The 16689-nt window shown below is 52.0% G+C and carries 14 protein-coding genes and 1 other RNA gene; 6 read left to right on the top strand and 9 right to left on the bottom strand.

Translation table 11 applies throughout. The features are described from left to right. Positions 1-9: 9 nt before the first annotated feature. The 8 genes from FOA19_RS15345 to guaA form a co-directional block, all read right to left on the bottom strand. Positions 10-1980 carry a sialate O-acetylesterase gene (locus FOA19_RS15345; RefSeq protein ID WP_149091654.1) on the bottom strand — a complete coding sequence of 657 codons (1971 nt, stop codon included), beginning with the start codon at positions 1978-1980 and terminating at the stop codon, positions 10-12. Positions 1981-2099: 119 nt separating this feature from the next. Beyond that, a complete protein-coding gene (locus FOA19_RS15340) occupies positions 2100-2972 on the bottom strand; it encodes an alpha/beta hydrolase (RefSeq protein WP_149091653.1) in 873 nt (290 codons plus the stop codon). A gap of 61 nt (positions 2973-3033) precedes the next feature. Continuing rightward, a complete protein-coding gene (locus FOA19_RS15335) occupies positions 3034-3435 on the bottom strand; it encodes an acyl-CoA thioesterase (RefSeq protein ID WP_149091652.1) in 402 nt (133 codons plus the stop codon). 107 nt (positions 3436-3542) lie between these two features. After that, complete coding sequence (locus FOA19_RS15330) at positions 3543-4241, bottom strand: SDR family NAD(P)-dependent oxidoreductase (protein ID WP_149091651.1); 699 nt, start codon at positions 4239-4241, stop codon at positions 3543-3545. Between the two features lie 178 nt (positions 4242-4419). Then, positions 4420-5736, bottom strand: coding sequence for an NCS2 family permease (locus FOA19_RS15325; RefSeq protein WP_149091650.1), 1317 nt, complete (start codon positions 5734-5736; stop codon positions 4420-4422). A 927-nt stretch (positions 5737-6663) separates the two neighbouring features. Beyond that, the gene (hemL, locus tag FOA19_RS15320) at positions 6664-7962 is read right to left on the bottom strand and encodes a glutamate-1-semialdehyde 2,1-aminomutase (protein ID WP_149091649.1); all 1299 of its coding nucleotides are present in this window, start codon (positions 7960-7962) and stop codon (positions 6664-6666) included. Positions 7963-8076: 114 nt separating this feature from the next. Next, on the bottom strand, positions 8077-9762 hold the full coding sequence (locus FOA19_RS15315; protein WP_149091648.1) for an ABC transporter substrate-binding protein: 1686 nt from the start codon (positions 9760-9762) through the stop codon (positions 8077-8079). Positions 9763-9788: 26 nt separating this feature from the next. Then, complete coding sequence (guaA, locus tag FOA19_RS15310; RefSeq protein WP_149091647.1) at positions 9789-11318, bottom strand: glutamine-hydrolyzing GMP synthase; 1530 nt, start codon at positions 11316-11318, stop codon at positions 9789-9791. Between the two features lie 273 nt (positions 11319-11591). Here guaA and FOA19_RS15305 point away from each other — a divergent pair, with 273 nt between their 5' ends. The 6 genes from FOA19_RS15305 to FOA19_RS15280 all read left to right on the top strand — a co-directional run bounded on the left by FOA19_RS15305 (position 11592) and on the right by FOA19_RS15280 (position 15615). Continuing rightward, on the top strand, positions 11592-12254 hold the full coding sequence (locus tag FOA19_RS15305; protein WP_149091646.1) for a hypothetical protein: 663 nt from the start codon (positions 11592-11594) through the stop codon (positions 12252-12254). Between the two features lie 359 nt (positions 12255-12613). Further along, positions 12614-12713, top strand: an RNA gene (gene ffs, locus FOA19_RS15300) — signal recognition particle sRNA small type. Between the two features lie 247 nt (positions 12714-12960). After that, entirely contained in the window at positions 12961-13617 is a 657-nt protein-coding gene (gene fsa / locus FOA19_RS15295) for a fructose-6-phosphate aldolase (protein ID WP_149091645.1), read from the top strand. Positions 13618-13706: 89 nt separating this feature from the next. After that, positions 13707-13910, top strand: coding sequence for a fructose-6-phosphate aldolase (locus FOA19_RS15290; protein WP_123128844.1), 204 nt, complete (start codon positions 13707-13709; stop codon positions 13908-13910). A gap of 117 nt (positions 13911-14027) precedes the next feature. Then, complete coding sequence (locus FOA19_RS15285; RefSeq protein WP_149091644.1) at positions 14028-14738, top strand: cell division ATP-binding protein FtsE; 711 nt, start codon at positions 14028-14030, stop codon at positions 14736-14738. Beyond that, a complete protein-coding gene (locus FOA19_RS15280; RefSeq protein WP_149091643.1) occupies positions 14728-15615 on the top strand; it encodes a glycosyltransferase family 2 protein in 888 nt (295 codons plus the stop codon). The genes FOA19_RS15285 and FOA19_RS15280 overlap by 11 nt, the downstream gene beginning before the upstream one ends. A 102-nt stretch (positions 15616-15717) precedes the next feature. Here the strand turns inward: FOA19_RS15280 and FOA19_RS15275 are convergent, their stop codons facing one another. Next, positions 15718-16596 carry a DUF6565 domain-containing protein gene (locus FOA19_RS15275; protein WP_149091642.1) on the bottom strand — a complete coding sequence of 293 codons (879 nt, stop codon included), beginning with the start codon at positions 16594-16596 and terminating at the stop codon, positions 15718-15720. Positions 16597-16689: the final 93 nt, after the last annotated feature.

Raw genomic sequence — 16689 nt, 5'->3', positions numbered from 1 at the left:
GCAGCAAAATTATTTTGCTACAATCGCATTCCAATCATCAGTACGGAAGGGATTTGCCGGCAAACCATCTTTGTTGATTAGGTTGCACTCGGGGTTATCGGCCCAGGCATAGCGCACTGCCACTGGATTCTTCACTTGCGCAGAGCTTACCTTTACCGTGTTCCCCTCAATCACGGCATCAGCCCAATAGAACTTCTGATTGCTTCCGGCTATGGCAAAGCCTGTAGGCTTTCCATTACCCCGGGTGGCCAATCCGGCACCAGTCTCAGAGAACTTTATTCTGATTTGATTTCCTTCTATTTGGTGGTTCTGGTACATGGGACCGGAGGCCTGCACTGCTTTTTTGTAGACTAGTTTTTTGGCTAGCAAGGCAAGTCTTCGGCCTACCTCTTGCTTGTTTTTGGGGTGGATGTTGTCTGCCTCGCCCAGGTCAATGATGGTTGCCATAGCGGTGTTGGGTTGGGCCAAAGCAAGGGTTTGGGCTTCGCGCAAGGTGGCCCAATCACTTTGCGAGGGTTCCGGTTGCCGCTTCATGTAGTTGGCCAGCTGCACGTACAGAAACGGGAAATACCCCTGCTGCCATCGTATCCGCCAATCGTTGATCATCATGGGAAACAAGGTGCGGTAGTCTACAGGGGCCGACACGTTGTTCTCGCCCTGGTACCAAATCACCCCGTTTATGCCGTAAGGGATCACCGGGTTGATCATGGCGTTAAAGAGGTAAGTTGGGAATTGGTGATAGTTTTTGATGGTAGGAAGGGTAGGCTCCAGGTCTTTCCGGTATTTCCAACCTCCGGCCAGGCTTAGTTTGGCGGTTCCGTCTGTCAAGTACATCTCTTCGGCGGGAGGGTTGAAGCCTCCGCCTGTCCACAGAAACGCCATCCTGACTGCAATCACGTTTTTGCCTTGTTTTACCAAATTGGCCGGAATACGGTAGTGGTGCGTGGGTTTGGCGTTCCAGACGTTTTTAGCAATTTCTTTCCCGTTGAAGTAGAGAGAATAGTTCATCTCGGGGTGGCCGAAGTGGAGGGTTACTTCTTTGCCGAACAGATTTTGGGGTAGGTGAATGGTCTTGCGGAGCCACATCATGCCTTCGTAGCCGGGCAAGTTCAGGTTTTTGAGGGTAGCGGGCATCACCAACTCGGGCCACTTGGCATCGTTGTAGTTGGGGTTCGGGATGGTTTTATCGGTTTTGTTTTTGGGGTTGTACACGATGTCCCAGAACCGAACCAAATCCAGGCTGTCTTTGAGGAAGTGCTTTTCGGTCACCGTGTCATTCTGCAAGACGGTGCGCTGCGTGATGGGGGAGGAGAGTAACTGTTCCCGGCTGATCCAGGCTTCCACCGGGGTACCTCCCCAGGTAGACTGGAGAATACCAATGGGCACCTTCAAGTCAGCCTGCAGTTCCCGGGCAAAATAGTAGGCCACCGCTGAGGCGGTTTTCACGGTAAGGGAGTCAATAGGTTGCCACGAGCCGGCCAGCACATCGGTTTGGACGTTGGTTTTCTTGTCATGGGGTACGTTGAAGAACCGGATGTTAGGGTAATGGGCGTTCTTGATTTCCGTTTCGGCATTCATGGCCTGCTGTACCTGCCATTCCATGTTGGATTGCCTCGAGGCCAGCCACACATCGCCAATCAGCACGTCTTTAAACAAAATCACCGGTTTGGTTTTATCTTCTTCAGACACCTGCATCAGGTGCGGACCGCCCGCCTTCATCTGGGGCAGATGCACCATCCATTTACCATCCTGACCGGTAGTTGTCTTGATCTTCTGACCACCAAATTCCACAGAAATCTGCTTCCCCGGCTGAGCGGTTCCCCAAACCGGAATAGCCCGGCCCCGCTGCAAGACCATGTGGTCGCTGAAAACCTTTGGCAAACGCACTTGCCCGAAAACTAGAGAAGGGGTAGCCACCAGAATAATAAGGAAGGTGAACCGCAGAAAGGTGGAGCAAAAGGAAAGTCTGGGATTTCCCATTTTGATGGTGATTTTGAAAAAACGAAGAAGAAAAGCTAAGCTAAACAGGCCGGTGCTAAAGGAGGTGACGGGCTATAACTTATTCTAAAAAGTGGGGCTTTATCAGCCATAAGATGAGGTTACTTGGCGCTTCTTTTATCTGGGTACAACAGCCGCAAGGCGTTGAAGATGGCTTGGTGCGTTACCGTGGCATGGTCCTCTTCCGGCAAATAGTCATAATACACTTTTACCTGGGGATTCTTGGTGCGCAATTTCTCTACCAGTAGATTGGCATCTACTTCCATGACGTGCGGAATATCGCTGGGGGAAAGTCCTTCTTTGCCCACCCCAATGTAGATGTCTGTTTTCTGGGGAAAACTAGCGCTCAGGAGGGGAGAGGTTTGGTTGAGGATAGTACCGTTGTCCCACCAAATGCTGGGGCTAATGATGATGTATTTGCTGAATAGCGTGGGCTTCTTCAACAAGAGCTCCGTGACAAAAAGACCTGCCAGAGATTGCCCAATGATGGTTTTTGCGGCATTGGTTCGGTATTTCTTCTCAATGTACGGCTGTAGTTCCTTTTCAATAAAAGCCATGAAGTTGGCCGAGTGGCCGCTGGTAGGATATCTCTTTTGGTCTTTCTCCAAGGTGGTGGGGTAAGTGAAATCCCTTCTGCGGTCCATGTTGGCAATCCCGACGATGATGGATTTGGGTACCCGATCAATCCACGGGAAATTGTTGAACTGGAAAAGCCCCACCACATGAATGAAATCTTCCTCGGCAGACCCGTCCAGCAAATAAACCACTGGGTATCTGGTGGTGTCGCGTGGGTTGTACCCTTCCGGAAGGTAAATGTTCAGCGTCCTTTTTTCTCCCAGCTCCTTAGAGGTGATCTCATCAATGACCCCTAGCACAAAAGGTTTGGTGGTGGCTTTTGGGGCAGGAGTTTTCTTTTGGGCAAATGCCGAGGCGGTGAAGAGCAGCAGGAAAAAGACCGGGAGTAGGGTTCTCATTTTAAGCCTTGTTTTAGGAAAAGGGTGGGTTTCTGCATTCTGCGGATCTCTGCGCATCTTTTCACAGCAAATCCAGCATCTCCTGCTCAATGCGTTTGGGACGCATGGATCGTGCGTCCAGCAGGCACCAGGTGGTTTTAGCCGCAGCCAGCAATTCATCGGTGCCGGCGCGGTACAGACTCACGAAACGCTCAAACTTGGCGCCCTGGTGATCGCCCACCCAGGTAAATCCTTTAATGGTGTCCTCGGCGAAGGCAGGTTTATGAAAGTCTATCTCGTGCCGAAGCACCACCCACAGGTATTGCTCCTGCATTTGCGAAGGAGCTACATGCGCCCAATGCGCCGCAGACACTTCCTGCACCCACCGCAGATACACCACATTATTCACATGGCCCAAAGCATCAATATCCGCCTCAGTTACTTTTATATCGATGTTAAATTTGTGGAGGTGTTCTTTGGCCATTGACAGATTACAGCAGAAGTGAGAAACCAAATATAAAGTTCTTTAGCACACTTTTCGTTAAAACCTGCCCAAAACCCAGCGGGCTTTCCTAAGGAAAGAAGTGAACTTTACAGCCGTATGCTGGACATGCCGCCGTCTACATGCAGAATCTGGCCCGTCATCCAGGATGATCTGGAGGATAACAAGAAAGCGGCCATCTCGGCGATGTCCTGGGCAGTACCGAGCCTTTTCAGGGGATGTCGCTGCGCATTGGCCTGCGTTTTGTCAGGAGTGTTCAGGTATTTTGCTGCCAGCGGCGTATCGGTGAGAGAGGGCGCGATGGCATTCACCCGGATGGCAGGGGCCAACTCGGCTGCCAGCGCCCTGGTCAGTCCTTCAATGGCTCCCTTGGAAACGGCTATCTGCGCATGAAAGCTGAAGCCGGTTTGTACAGCCACGGTGGAAAAGAAAACGATGGAGGCTGATCCGGCGGCTTTCAACCGCGGGAGAATGGCCTGTACCACCTTAATGGCGCCATTCACCTGCAGTTGAAAGTCGGCCAGGAAATCAGCGGGTTTGAGGCGGTGGAAAGGAACCAGGTTGATGCTTCCCGGCAGGTAAACCAATCCGTCCAGGGTGTCGGGCAAAAAGCTTACATTCAGGTTGTCTTCCCGCACATCCAGAAAATGGAAGGTAGTGTCTGGGTTATAGGTTTGTCCCGGATGTTGAAAATAGGTGGCAAAAACGCGATGTCCCTCGCTCCCAAGCTGCTGCACCAGTTCGTGTCCAATCCCTGAGGAGCCGCCAATAATCAAATAGTTTTTCATGTTGCCTAAAGGTTAGGTGGCTTTCGCCTTATACCAAAGGACAACAGATTGCCAGGTGACAAGTTTTAGGACAAGCCACTCACCCAGCATTGTAGGGGAAGTCGCTCAATGTGTAAAAAGCAATTGTTTATACACATTCTGCTTTAGACCTGATTTCAGAAAAAGAGCCTTAAAGCCTCTACTCCAGAACTAGGGCAACGATGCAGAATACATCCACAATGAGCAAGGGAAGGGTGACATCCTCCTTTTTGCCCGAGATCAGTTTCAAGGCCGTCCAAGAGAGAAAGCCCCAGATAATGCCTTGGGTGATGGAGTAGGAGAAGGGGATGAGTACCATGGCTAGGAACGCCGGGATGGCCTCGTCCAATTGGTCCCAGTTGATCTTCGTCACGGGTCGCACCATGAACACGCCCACCAGCACCACCGCCGGCGCAGTGGCGATGGCGGGCACCACCGACAAAAGCGGAGCCAGAAACAGGAAGGGCAGAAACAGCAGCGCGCCCACCACCGCCGTGAGCCCGGTTCGTCCGCCCTCCTCAATCCCCACCGCCGATTCAATGTAGGCCGTGCCGGGGCTGGACCCTACCAGTCCGGCCAGTGTCGTGGCAATGGCGTCTACCATGAGCGAGCGCTTTACATTGCGGGGTTCTCCGTGCTCGTCCAGCAGATCGGCGGCCTCGGCCAGGCCCACCAGGGTGGAGAGACTGTCAAACATGTCGGTGAAGACAAACGCAAATATCACCGGCACCACCGCCCATTGCAGGGAGTTTACGAGGTCTAATTTCAAAAACAGGCTGAAATCAGGGGCGGCAAAAATACCCTGCCAGGTGATCAACGTACTCGCTTCGGCGCCGGGCACCATGCCCCACCAACGGCCAATGGGGTAGGCTGCCAGCGTGGTAAACAGAATTCCAATAAGGATGCCGCCTTTCACATGTTTGGTCACCAGCACGGCCGTCACCAGCAACCCAGCCAGGAACGTAAGCACCGCCGGCGTCAAGGGCCCAATCCCGATGATGGTTGCCGGATTGCTGACGATGAATTTGGCGTTGGAGAACCCGATGAGCGAGATAAACAACCCGATGCCCGCCGCAATGGCATACCGGAGCGGCCGCGGAATGGCCATGATGATGTAGGTTCTGACGTTGAATGCCGAGAGTAGCAGAAACACAATCCCAGACCAGAAAACTGCCCCCAGTGCCACTGGCCAGGGTACTTTCATGCCCAGCACGGCCGTGAAGGTAAAGAATGCGTTGAGCCCCATGCCGGGAGCCACCAGAATAGGGTTTTTGGCGTACAGCCCCATCATGAGGCTGCTGAAGGAACAAACCAGCACGGTGGCGGTCAACACGGCCGCAAAGGGCAGTCCGGCCTGGCTCAGGATGCTGGGGTTCACCACAATGATGTAGGAGGTAGCCAGAAAAGAGGAGATGCCGGCAATGACCTCGGTCTGAACGTTGGTGCCGTATTTCTTCAGCTCAAAAAAAGAGTTCATGGGGCAAGGTTGGGTGAATATTATATTGAACCGTTTTAGAGGCAATTACTAAAAAGACCTCCTTAACGGCTAAATTACAATTGATTAACTCTGCAGAGCCTAATAAATAAGTGAACCGGGTACCCCACCTAAGGAGATGCTCGTATTTTACCTTGATTAGATGAAGTCTCTAGAGTTTTATTCCCACTACACATCACCCTTGAAGAAAGATTAATGCAAGCGCAGAAAAGATCTTGGCTATCAAATCCTACCAAAAGACAGGTGGTGATACTCACCATTCTCTGGGTTGCTGCCATAAGTGTAATGTTTTTGGCTATGACGGACTTCTTCAGGCAAAGTTTATTTACCAGAAGAAACCTGCCTTTTTTAACAGTGACAGCCACTTCAACGCTTTTCATACTGGGTGTATACCTGAACTACTTCAAGAGCAAACTTAAGAGGTAACCAGCCTTTATACTTGATTTTTATAAAACATAGCTAAAATGTTAAATCAGAAGGAAGAACTATTAAAGCAGGTGATTAGCCAAATAGTATATTTTTAGTAACTCAGCCCTTGCATTTGGCAGTAAGTTCCTATCTTAAATTTACAACCAACTTTAATCTTTAGTTGATGGAAAAGACTAGGAAAACCTTTGTCAGTCATCCCACCAAAAAGCATTTACTTATAGTTATTACGATTTGGATAGTGGGTTCCCTTCTACTGGTCTGTGCCATGACTAATTTTTTCCAGCGGTCTTTAGTGCTAAGCGAAAACATTGGATTACTATTCCTCATCGGCATTTCCGCCTCGGTGGTAATTGAAGTGCAAGTGAATTATTTCAAACCGAAGAAGGTGGAATAAAAGCTTGCAGAATCATACTACCCATAAACGAAGCAGCGGCCCTTGATTCAATCAAGAGCCGCTGCTTCGTTAAAATGAATCTATAATTATGCCTGAAGTGCTTGCAGGGCTTCGCGGTTGGCGGCTAGGTAAGCCTCCGCTAAGTCATCCGTGATGGCGGAAGAAACAAACAGGGTCTCAAACTGAGAAGGCGCCAGGTAAATGCCCCGCTGCAACATCTGGTGGAAGTACCGCCCGAACAGTTCCAAATCTGAGGTCTTGGCCGAGGCGAAATCGGTAACCGGCTCTTCCGTGAAGAACACGCTGTACATGGAACCCACCTGGTTGATGGTGTAGTTCAAGCCCAGTTCCTGCATGTTCTGTTTGGTGCCGTTCACCAGTTTATCGGTGATTTGCTGTAATTGGGCGTAAAGCTCAGGGTGCTCGTTCAGGTAAGACAAAGCCGCCATCCCCGCTGACATGGCAATCGGGTTCCCCGATAACGTTCCCGCCTGGTACACCGGCCCGGCTGGCGCCACGCTGTTCATGATGTCTACTTTTCCACCGTAAGCACCTACGGGCATGCCACCACCGATGATTTTACCCAAGGTAGTCATATCCGGGGTCACACCGTACAGTTCCTGCGCACCGCCTTTGGCCAACCGGAAGCCGGTCATCACCTCGTCAAAGATCAGCACAATGCCTTCTTTGGTGCACAGATCGCGGAGGCCTTGTAAGAAACCTTCGGCGGGTGGTACCAGGCCCATGTTGCCTACCACCGGTTCCAGGATGATGGCCGCGATTTGGGCTGGGTTGGCGTCAATCAAGGTCTGTACGGCCTCCAGGTCATTGTAAGGTGCCGTCAACGTATCATTTGCTACGCCCTTAGTCACGCCCGGACTGTCCGGCACACCCAGAGTAATGGCGCCGCTGCCGGCGGCAATCAGGAAAGAGTCGCCGTGGCCGTGATAGCAGCCTTCAAATTTGATCATCTTGTCACGACCAGTATAGCCCCGCGCCACCCTTATGGCGGACATGGTGGCCTCGGTACCGGAGTTCACCATGCGTACCTTCTCCACGCTGGGCACCATGCTGATGATCAACTCAGCCATCTCCACCTCGCGGCGGGTTGGCGCCCCAAAGGAAAGGGAACCCGGCAAAGCATCGCGCACGGCCTTCTCTATCTCTTCATGGGCGTGTCCCAGGATCATCGGGCCCCAGGAGTTAATCAAGTCCAGGTACTGGTTTCCGTCCTCATCGTAGAGGTATGCCCCCTTGGCGGATTTCATGAAAAGCGGCTTTCCGCCCACTGCCCTGAACGCCCGTACGGGTGAGTTCACGCCTCCCGGAATGGATTGCTGCGCACGTTGAAAAAGCTCCTGGCTAGTTGTATGGATAAGTGACATGTGTTGTAAATGAGTGATTGAGAGATGGAGAGAGTGAATGATTGAGGGAATGAGGATTGATAGAATGGGTATATACTATTCACTCCATCTTTCAATCATTCATTCTCTCAATTATCAAAGTACCGGGTTCACTACCAGTAAACGCCCGTTCTCTACTTTTACAATAGGAATGTACTGATTATCTTGGGCTTGTTTGCCAGATCCGGCATCGTAGCCAATGCCCTGGTAGAAGGCGCCGGCCTGGACGCCGCTTAGTTTAGGAGGGGCAGAGTACCCGTTTTCCTGCAGGCTACGGCCGTAGTAATTCAACAGCTCAAATCCGGTGTAGGTGAAAGCGGAAGGCGGCAGGTTATAGCGGCTGGTATACGCGCGCTTGAAATTCTGCACTGATGGGTTTTCTGGGTCAATGAACTTGGGAGCGGTGAAATACATCTCTAGGAAATCAAGCTGCGAAAAACTGATCTGCGGGTTCTCCAGCCAGGACTGCGGGGCAATCACCGGCACCTTGGCCGCTTTCTGCTCCAACAGACTAACGGTGCTGATGGCCACGGCCGGGTTGGAGGATTGCACCACCAGTACGCCCAGGTCTTTCAAGTTCACGGCTCCTAAAACCGAGGCTACATTATTGCTGGTCTTAGAGTTGATTTTCTGCGCGCTCACCACTTTTCCGCCCAGGGCCGTGTAGGTGCGCCGGAAGTTACCGGCAAAGACCGTGTCGTTTTTCTCGCTGTCAAACACTAGCACCGCCGTTTTCTTGGGGAATGTCTGGTACGCGTAGGCCGCAGCCCGCTGCCCTTGGGTCGCCACCGAGGTTTCCATCAAAAACAGGTATGGGTTGCCATTGGCGATGTCTGCATCGTCTGAGAAGGGGTTCACCATGTTGATGTTCCGCTGCTGGGCAATCTTGGCGGCGTAGGCACTGTTCCCTTTGTAAATCGGCCCGATGACCAAGTCCATGGTACCTAGCTCGGGCAGAGTCATAACCTTCCTGACCTGGGCCGTGTCATTGCTCACGTCATACGGGAAGACATTCACCCGCACGCCTTGCCTCTGCAAAGAATCCTGCGCCGAGAGAATGCCGGCGTAGAAATCGGTGACGTACAGGTTCTTTTTGTCTACTTTGATGGTATTGTCTGAGACGTTGAAAGGCAGCAGCACCGCCACGTTGTACTCGTTCTTCTTGATGTTCTCAGAACGCTGAAGGTAGCTGCGGTCCAACTTGAAGGTACGTACCAGCGCTTCCAGATCCGGCCGGTCCTGCTGAGTGAACCAGCCGCCCACCAATTTGTCGGCGTAGGCGCGGGCCAGGGTGGCGTCTTCGGGGAACTGGCGCATGAGGTACTGGAACGTGGCTTTGTCGGTGAGCAGCATCATGTAATGCCGTTTCATGGCTGCCAACTCGTCCTCCATTGACTTCTGGTCAATGGCAGACAGTGCCTTCAACGCCCGCAGGTATTCTTTTTTCTCAAACAGTACTTGCCCGTGCAGGTAGTGCGCATCGGCGAGGCCGCCCCAGTTGGCATGCTCAGAAGTAAGCTGGGAAAGCATCTTGTCAGCCTCGGCCCATTTCTTTTGCCGGCTTGCGGCCACACTGTACAGGTAAGCGGCATCTGGGGCGTAGTTTTTGCCCGTGGCCGTGCTGGCGATGGGCTGCAACTCGGCCATGGCCAAGGCATACTTCTCCTGGTCCAGCAACAACCTTCCGTTCTGCAACTTGGTGTTCAGGTCGGCGGAGGTTTGGGCCTGCACGTTCCAGCAAAGCGCCATTCCAGCCGCGGCAAGTACTATTCGTTTCTTCATCGTTTTCTTAAAAATAAGTGCTAAACCTATTCCCACTCAATGGTAGCGGGTGGCTTGGAGCTGATGTCATAGACCACGCGGTTTACCCCACGCACCTTGTTGATGATCTCGTTAGACACATCGGCCAGAAATTCATACGGCAAATGGCACCAGTCGGCGGTCATACCGTCTACGCTGGTCACGGCTCTTAGGGCCACCACGCGCTCGTACGTCCGCTCATCGCCCATCACGCCCACGCTCTGGATGGGCAGCAACATGGCGCCGGCTTGCCAAACCTGGTCATATAGGCCGGTTTTCTTCAGCGACGAAATGAAGATATGGTCCACTTCCTGCAGAATAGCCACTTTCTCCGGGGTGATGTCGCCCAGGATACGGATGGCCAGTCCCGGACCCGGGAAAGGGTGGCGCCCGATGATGGTATCAGCGATACCCAAGGTTCTGCCTACCAAACGAACTTCGTCTTTAAACAGTGTCTTGAGCGGCTCTACTACCTTCAGTTTCATGAAATCGGGGAGGCCGCCCACGTTGTGGTGTGATTTGATGGTCGCGCTTGGGCCTTTCACCGAGACAGACTCAATCACGTCTGGGTAAATAGTGCCCTGGCCCAACCACTTGGCGTCTTCCACCTGGTGCGACTCCTGGTCAAACACCTCAATGAACACGCGGCCGATGGCTTTGCGCTTGGCCTCAGGATCAGTTAACCCGGCCAACGCGGAGTAGAACTGGTCTTTGGCATCTACGCCTTTCACGTTAAGACCCATGTCTTTGTAAGAGTGCAGCACATCCTCAAACTCGTTTTTGCGCAGCAAACCGTTGTCCACGAAGATGCAGTACAGGTTCTTGCCAATGGCTTGGTGAATGAGCATGGCCGCCACCGATGAATCCACGCCACCGGAGAGTCCCAGGATCACTTTGTCATCCCCAATCTGCTCGCGCAGCTCGGCCACGGTGCTTTCAATGAATTGGTCTGGGGTCCAGTCTTGGGAACAGCCGCTGATGTGCACCACAAAGTTGCGGAGCAGGGTTTTGCCCTCGGTGGAGTGCGTCACCTCGGGGTGGAACTGGATGCCGTAGGTTTCCTGGTCTTTTACTTTGTAGGCCGCCACTTCCACCGAGTCGGTGCTGGCGATGACCTCAAAGTTGTCTGGGATTTGCTTGATGGTATCGCCGTGCGACATCCACACCTGGGAATCAATGGTGATCTCCTTCAATAAAAGGTTGTGGTGGTCAACGTGGCTGAGCTTGGCCCGGCCATATTCCCGGATGGTGGAAGCGATAACCTCACCGCCGCCTTCCTGCGCCATCAATTGGGCACCGTAGCACACGCCTAAGACTGGCAATTGGCCTAAAAACGGAGTGATGTCTGGATTAGGGTAGTTTTCTTCCCGTACCGAGGACGGGCTTCCGGACAAGATCACGCCCTTCAGGTCTGGGGTGATTTCCGGGATTTTATTGAAGGGGTGGATTTCGCAGTAAACGTTGAGCTCGCGGACGCGACGGGCAATCAGTTGTGTGTACTGGGACCCGAAATCGAGGATGAGAATTTTTTCTGGCATGTGCAAAGGTACGTGCCCGTTTCAAAACATGAAAATGAAATTGCGGCTGAGTAGGGGAGAAGACTGCAGCGCCTGTCTATGAATACAGTTGACCGGTACTTTTGTCCGTTTGAGGCAAGTTTTTAGCAAATTGGTCAGAAAAAAGTCCTTATTTTATGTAACCAAAAAGAAGGCACACATTTTGATAATCAAAAATGTAATCTTCCGCCGTCCTGGCGCACAAGACCAAGCGGCGGTTTACCAGAACAGACACTAACCAAAGTAAAAGATACTATGTTAAGAACTTTACTTCTTCCTTTCCGGACAGCTTTAGGGGTGATGCTCACTGCCTCCCTTCTGTTTGCCTGTGAGGCAGATTCAGACACTACAGAGCCTTCCCCCGAGGCCACACCTACCCGCACCAGTTTTTCCATGGTAGACAGCATTAAAGTAGATGCCGGGTACCAGAACATGTACCCAGAGGCCTATAACAACCTGCGGGGAAAGACCTATAAAGTGGCCGCGCAGGACAAACTGGAGGCGTACTTTATTGAGGAGAACAACGGCGTGACCCTGTACTTCAGAGACACCTCCACCGTGAACACCAGATCCTGGGTATCCATGCATTTCAGCAACCGCACCATCCAGAACCTGCCGGCTTCCATCTCTTTGAAAGACGCTACCACCGTTTGCGTGCACAACGGCCAGACCTTCTCCGATGGCAGCGGCGCCATGTCTCCCGGCTGCGTGAAGGTGTTGGACGGAACGGCCACTTTGCTGTACAACGCCTTAACCAAGGTGCTGTCCGGATCGGTGGTCAACCTGAAGCTTGGCTTGGAGTACTATGTGCCGGAATACACCTTCCCTAACCGCGCAGGAAATGCCCTGAGACAAAGTGGCTCCAGCCGGAACCTGAATATCACTTTTGAGAACATCAGAGGTCATTCTGGAAACTAGAAGCTAAATTCCTTAAGGGAAACCCATCTTAACCGTTTCGGGGCTGTTATCTTAAAAACAGCCCCGAAACGGTTTTTCTTTTCCAGGCGCTTGCTTCCTGCTCTGGCGTTTAGGTTGGTTTCGGATGGTTATTGCTGCCGCTGTCAGGGCAAAAGCCGATAAAGCCGCCATGCAAAGAATTGATTAGCCAAAAAGATTAAAAATTATTGAGAAGGGTGTTCTTGATTCTTTAGGTTGATAGTCAAGAGTTAACACGTTTCATGTCCTTTGTATTTACCTCGATAACTTCGTTTTTGGCCTGAATTTTAGAAAATAGGCAGAAAACCGCTTGCGGTGAACAAAAGTGTTCCTATCTTTGCAACGGCAAATCGGTACGGCCAGCTCCTGCTGAACTCCCCCAGGCCCGGAAGGGAGCAAGGGTAGGTGGTTGAGCGGCGCGATACTCGATTTGCCGCTTTTTTTTTGCCCATACCCCAACGGATTTCCTTTCGTCCCTCAGCTCCACTTTCATTTAAAGCGCTGTCCAGGCTTTCTCTACTTAAAGCCCGATTTCATAAAAACAGGCTTTAAACAAGCGCCACAAAACCATTTTATCAAACTATAACTCCCGCGTCTGAGGGCAATCCCTTTGCCTTAAAATACTTGCGGCGGCCATTCGGTTTTAAGGCAGATTGAAGTAGATTTGTGTTCCCAAAACCTATCTACTATGAAATTTTTCATTGATACCGCTAATCTTGCTGAAATCCGCGAAGCCTATGACCTTGGCGTGCTGGACGGCGTCACCACCAACCCCTCGCTCATGGCCAAAGAAGGCATTGTGGGGTATGACAACGTCATGAAGCACTACCGCGACATCTGCGAGATTGTGGACGGTGACATCAGCGCCGAGGTGATTGCCACGGATTTTGACAACATGGTGAAAGAAGGAGAGGAGCTGGCCCAGCTGCACCCGAACATTGTGGTGAAGGTTCCCATGACCCGCGACGGCGTGAAAGCCATCAAATATTTCACAGACAAAGGCATCAAAACCAACTGCACGCTCGTTTTCACCGCAGGTCAGGCCTTGTTGGCCGCCAAAGCCGGCGCTACCTACGTGTCTCCGTTTGTGGGCCGCTTAGACGACATCGGGAACGATGGCTTGAACCTGATTGAGCAGATTGTGCAGATCTACCAGAACTACGGCTTCCCTACGGAGGTGTTGGCTGCTTCGGTACGCCACGTGATGCACCTGGTGCAGTGCGCCGAGATCGGGGCCGATGTGGTGACTTGCCCGTTGAACGTGATCACCGGTCTATTGAACCACCCACTCACCGACAGCGGCCTGGCCAAATTCCTCGCTGACCACAAGAAAGCGAACGCGTAATCAATTTAGAATTGAGCATCAGGAAGAAAGGTTTGGCTTGCCAAGGCTTTACTCCTGATGCTTGGTTCCTGGTTCTTAACTGAATAGGAGTGTACATCATCAAAGTAAAGGGCAAGGCCAAGATTCCGGATTACATTCAGCTGCGCGATGAGAATTTCGTGCTGATTGCCTATTTCCGGGCCGACCGGCCGCTAAAGAACCTGGACCGCTACGGCCTGGACAACAAAGAAGAGGAACTGGCCTCCGTCATTGCCGGCCTTGAGTTTGGCAAACTGCAGAAGCTGGAGATTTAAGCCTGTTTTCAGGAAAACGGCGACAAAACGCCTGCTAAGCTGACCGACAGGTTCAAAGCCTTTACCACATGATGTTCCGCTGCCCCGGGCAGCATTTTACTTTACCAATTACCTGCTATGGATTTCTCGTCTAACCCAGTGGTGGCGCTGCACAAAGTGTCTATTTTTCAGGATGTGAACACCGTCTTGTCTGAGGTGACCTTTACCATTGAGAAAGGGGAGTTTGTGTACCTGGTAGGGCGTACCGGTAGCGGCAAAAGCTCGCTCCTGAAAACCCTCTACGCCGATCTCCCCCTGAAAGTAGGCACCGCCCAAGTGGCAGGTTACAACATCCATACGCTTACCTGGAAACAGGTGCCGTTCCTGCGCCGTAAGATTGGCATTGTCTTCCAGGATTTCCAGCTCTTGTTTGACCGTTCCGTAGCCGATAACCTCAAGTTCGTGCTTAAAGCCACGGGCTGGGGTGATAAGTCTCGCATCAAGAACCGCATCTCTGAGGTGCTCATGCGCGTAGGCCTTGATTCCTCGGCCAATAAAATGCCGCACCAGCTTTCGGGCGGGGAGCAGCAGCGCGTGGTCATTGCCCGGGCCTTGCTGAACGAGCCCTTGATCCTGTTTGCCGATGAACCCACCGGTAACCTGGACCCCGACGTGACCCACGGCATCATGGACCTGTTCCAGGAGATCAACAACAGCGGTACGGCCGTGCTCATGGCCACCCACAACCACCACATCCTGAAACGCTATCCGCGCCGCATTTTAAAGTGCGAGAGAGGCTACGTGTTGGATTCTACCCGCGAGGAGTTCTCCCTCATAGATGGTATCTGAGGTATCCATACTCATTCCCGTCTACAACCAAAACGTACTGGCGCTGGTGGAAACCCTTCGCCAGGAAGCCAGTTCCTTGCCCATCACCTTTGAAATCAGGGTGTATGACGATGGCTCCAATCCAGAAACCCAGCACCAGAACAAATCACTAAAAGGCGTTTTAGGGGTGGTTTACCAAGGAATGTCCCAAAACATCGGTCGGTCCCAGATCAGGTACAAACTGGCCCAGGAGGCCCGATTCGCCACCCTGCTTTTCCTGGATAATGACGTACAGCCCGTCTACCCGGATTTTCTGCAAAGGTACCTTGCCGCTGGTGATGAAGGAGTAGCGGTTGGCGGCGTCGCGTACAAAGGATCTCCGCCCGCTGGCCAGGAACTCCGCTGGAAATACGGCAAGTCCCGCGAGGAGGCCTCCGCCCGGGAGAGACAGAAGAATCCCTACCAGCGCGTCTTCTCCAGCAACCTGTTCCTGCCTAAAGAGGTGTTTCTGGCCTGTTTTCCCAAAAACGAACTCAGCGGTTACGGCCACGAGGACACGCTATTCGCCTGGCGTTTGCAGCAACACAACATTCCAGTCCAGCATATTGACAATCCTGTCTGGCACCTGGGCCTGGAGCCTGCTGAGGTGTTTCTGCTCAAATCGCAACAGGCCATTCATAACCTGGTGCTACTATATCAGAAGTACGGCTTGGGAGAGGAGACCAAGCTTATGAAAGCGCATGCCTCCCTCACCAAATGGAAAGTAGGGCAGCTTTTACGGGAAAACAGTAATTGGCTTTTCCCTCTCCTGAAAAAGAACCTGGTCTCCCGAAGGCCCAACCTGCACATGTTTGACCTGTACCGTCTGCTGCTGCTAGATAAGTACCTGAAAAAGTAATCTGCTTTTGGCCTGTTTTCCTAAATCCGGGGTTAAAACAAAGGGCATAAAAAAGCCCCTCCAGATTGGAGAGGCTTTCTTGTTTAGAAGGAGGTAAGAAGATTAGTTATCGCGTTTCACGGCGTCACCAATTTTCTGTCCGGCTTTTTTGGCGGTGTTACCCACCGCTTTACCGGCATCTTTGGTGGCTTCGCCTACTTTGCTGTTAGACACGTCTTTGCCAACTTCTTTTACGTCTGAACCAACTTTGGAAGCGGTGTTACCGGCTTTGTTGGTGTTTTTCATGGCCACGTATTTGGTTTTGGCCTTGGCAATCTCCCATTTGTCTTTGTCAGTTAATTGGCTCTGGATGGCGTTCTTGCGGTCATCCAACTGGTTCCAGTATTTCTCCACGGTTCTCCAGTCTTCGTTAGTGAACCCGGCTTTGTGGGCTTCCACGTGTTTCACGAAATCCTCATAGGCCGTTCTGATGTTCGTGGCAGTATAGGTGGAGATTTTGCCTTCATCCAAAGAAGCTGTGTGACTTGAAGTGCTTCGGGTGGAGTCAGAGGCCATACCGGTTCCCTGGTGGTTCATGCGCCAGGTGTTGTACTGTTCTTCACGGGTAGCCCAGGCGGTGTTGTATCTAGACTGCAGCTCAGTGTATTCTTGGCGGCGGTTCTCGTCAAAATCATTCTCGTACTGTGCCACCGCTGTACGCTTCGCCTCATAGTCAGATTGCCACTGTTTCATTCGGGCATCGGCATCGGCGGTGGTAGTGTCCCAGCCGCGCTGTACATCAGACTCCAGGGTGGTTACGTGGGTTTTATAGTCGTTGTAGGCTTGGTCTGGCGTAGTAGCGGCGGCGGTACTGGTGCTGGTATCTGTAGAAGTCGCGGTATCCGTAGTTTCCGTGCGGTTACACGCAAACTGGGTGAACGTCAGCCCAAAAGCCGCCGCAAACACCAGCGCGTTTTTCTTAACAGGATTGTACATTTTCATAGTCTATAGGTTGTTTTATGGAACATGGTAATTGTATTTGCTTTGAACGTGAAAGGTTTACAGAGGTTTCGTTTAACATAAGTAAGTAGATGA

The organism is Rufibacter hautae (assembly GCF_008271695.1).
In the GTDB taxonomy this organism is placed as follows: Bacteria; Bacteroidota; Bacteroidia; order Cytophagales; family Hymenobacteraceae; genus Nibribacter; species Nibribacter hautae.
Note: the sequence above shows the minus strand (reverse complement) of the source record. Positions and strands in the feature narration are given on the sequence as shown.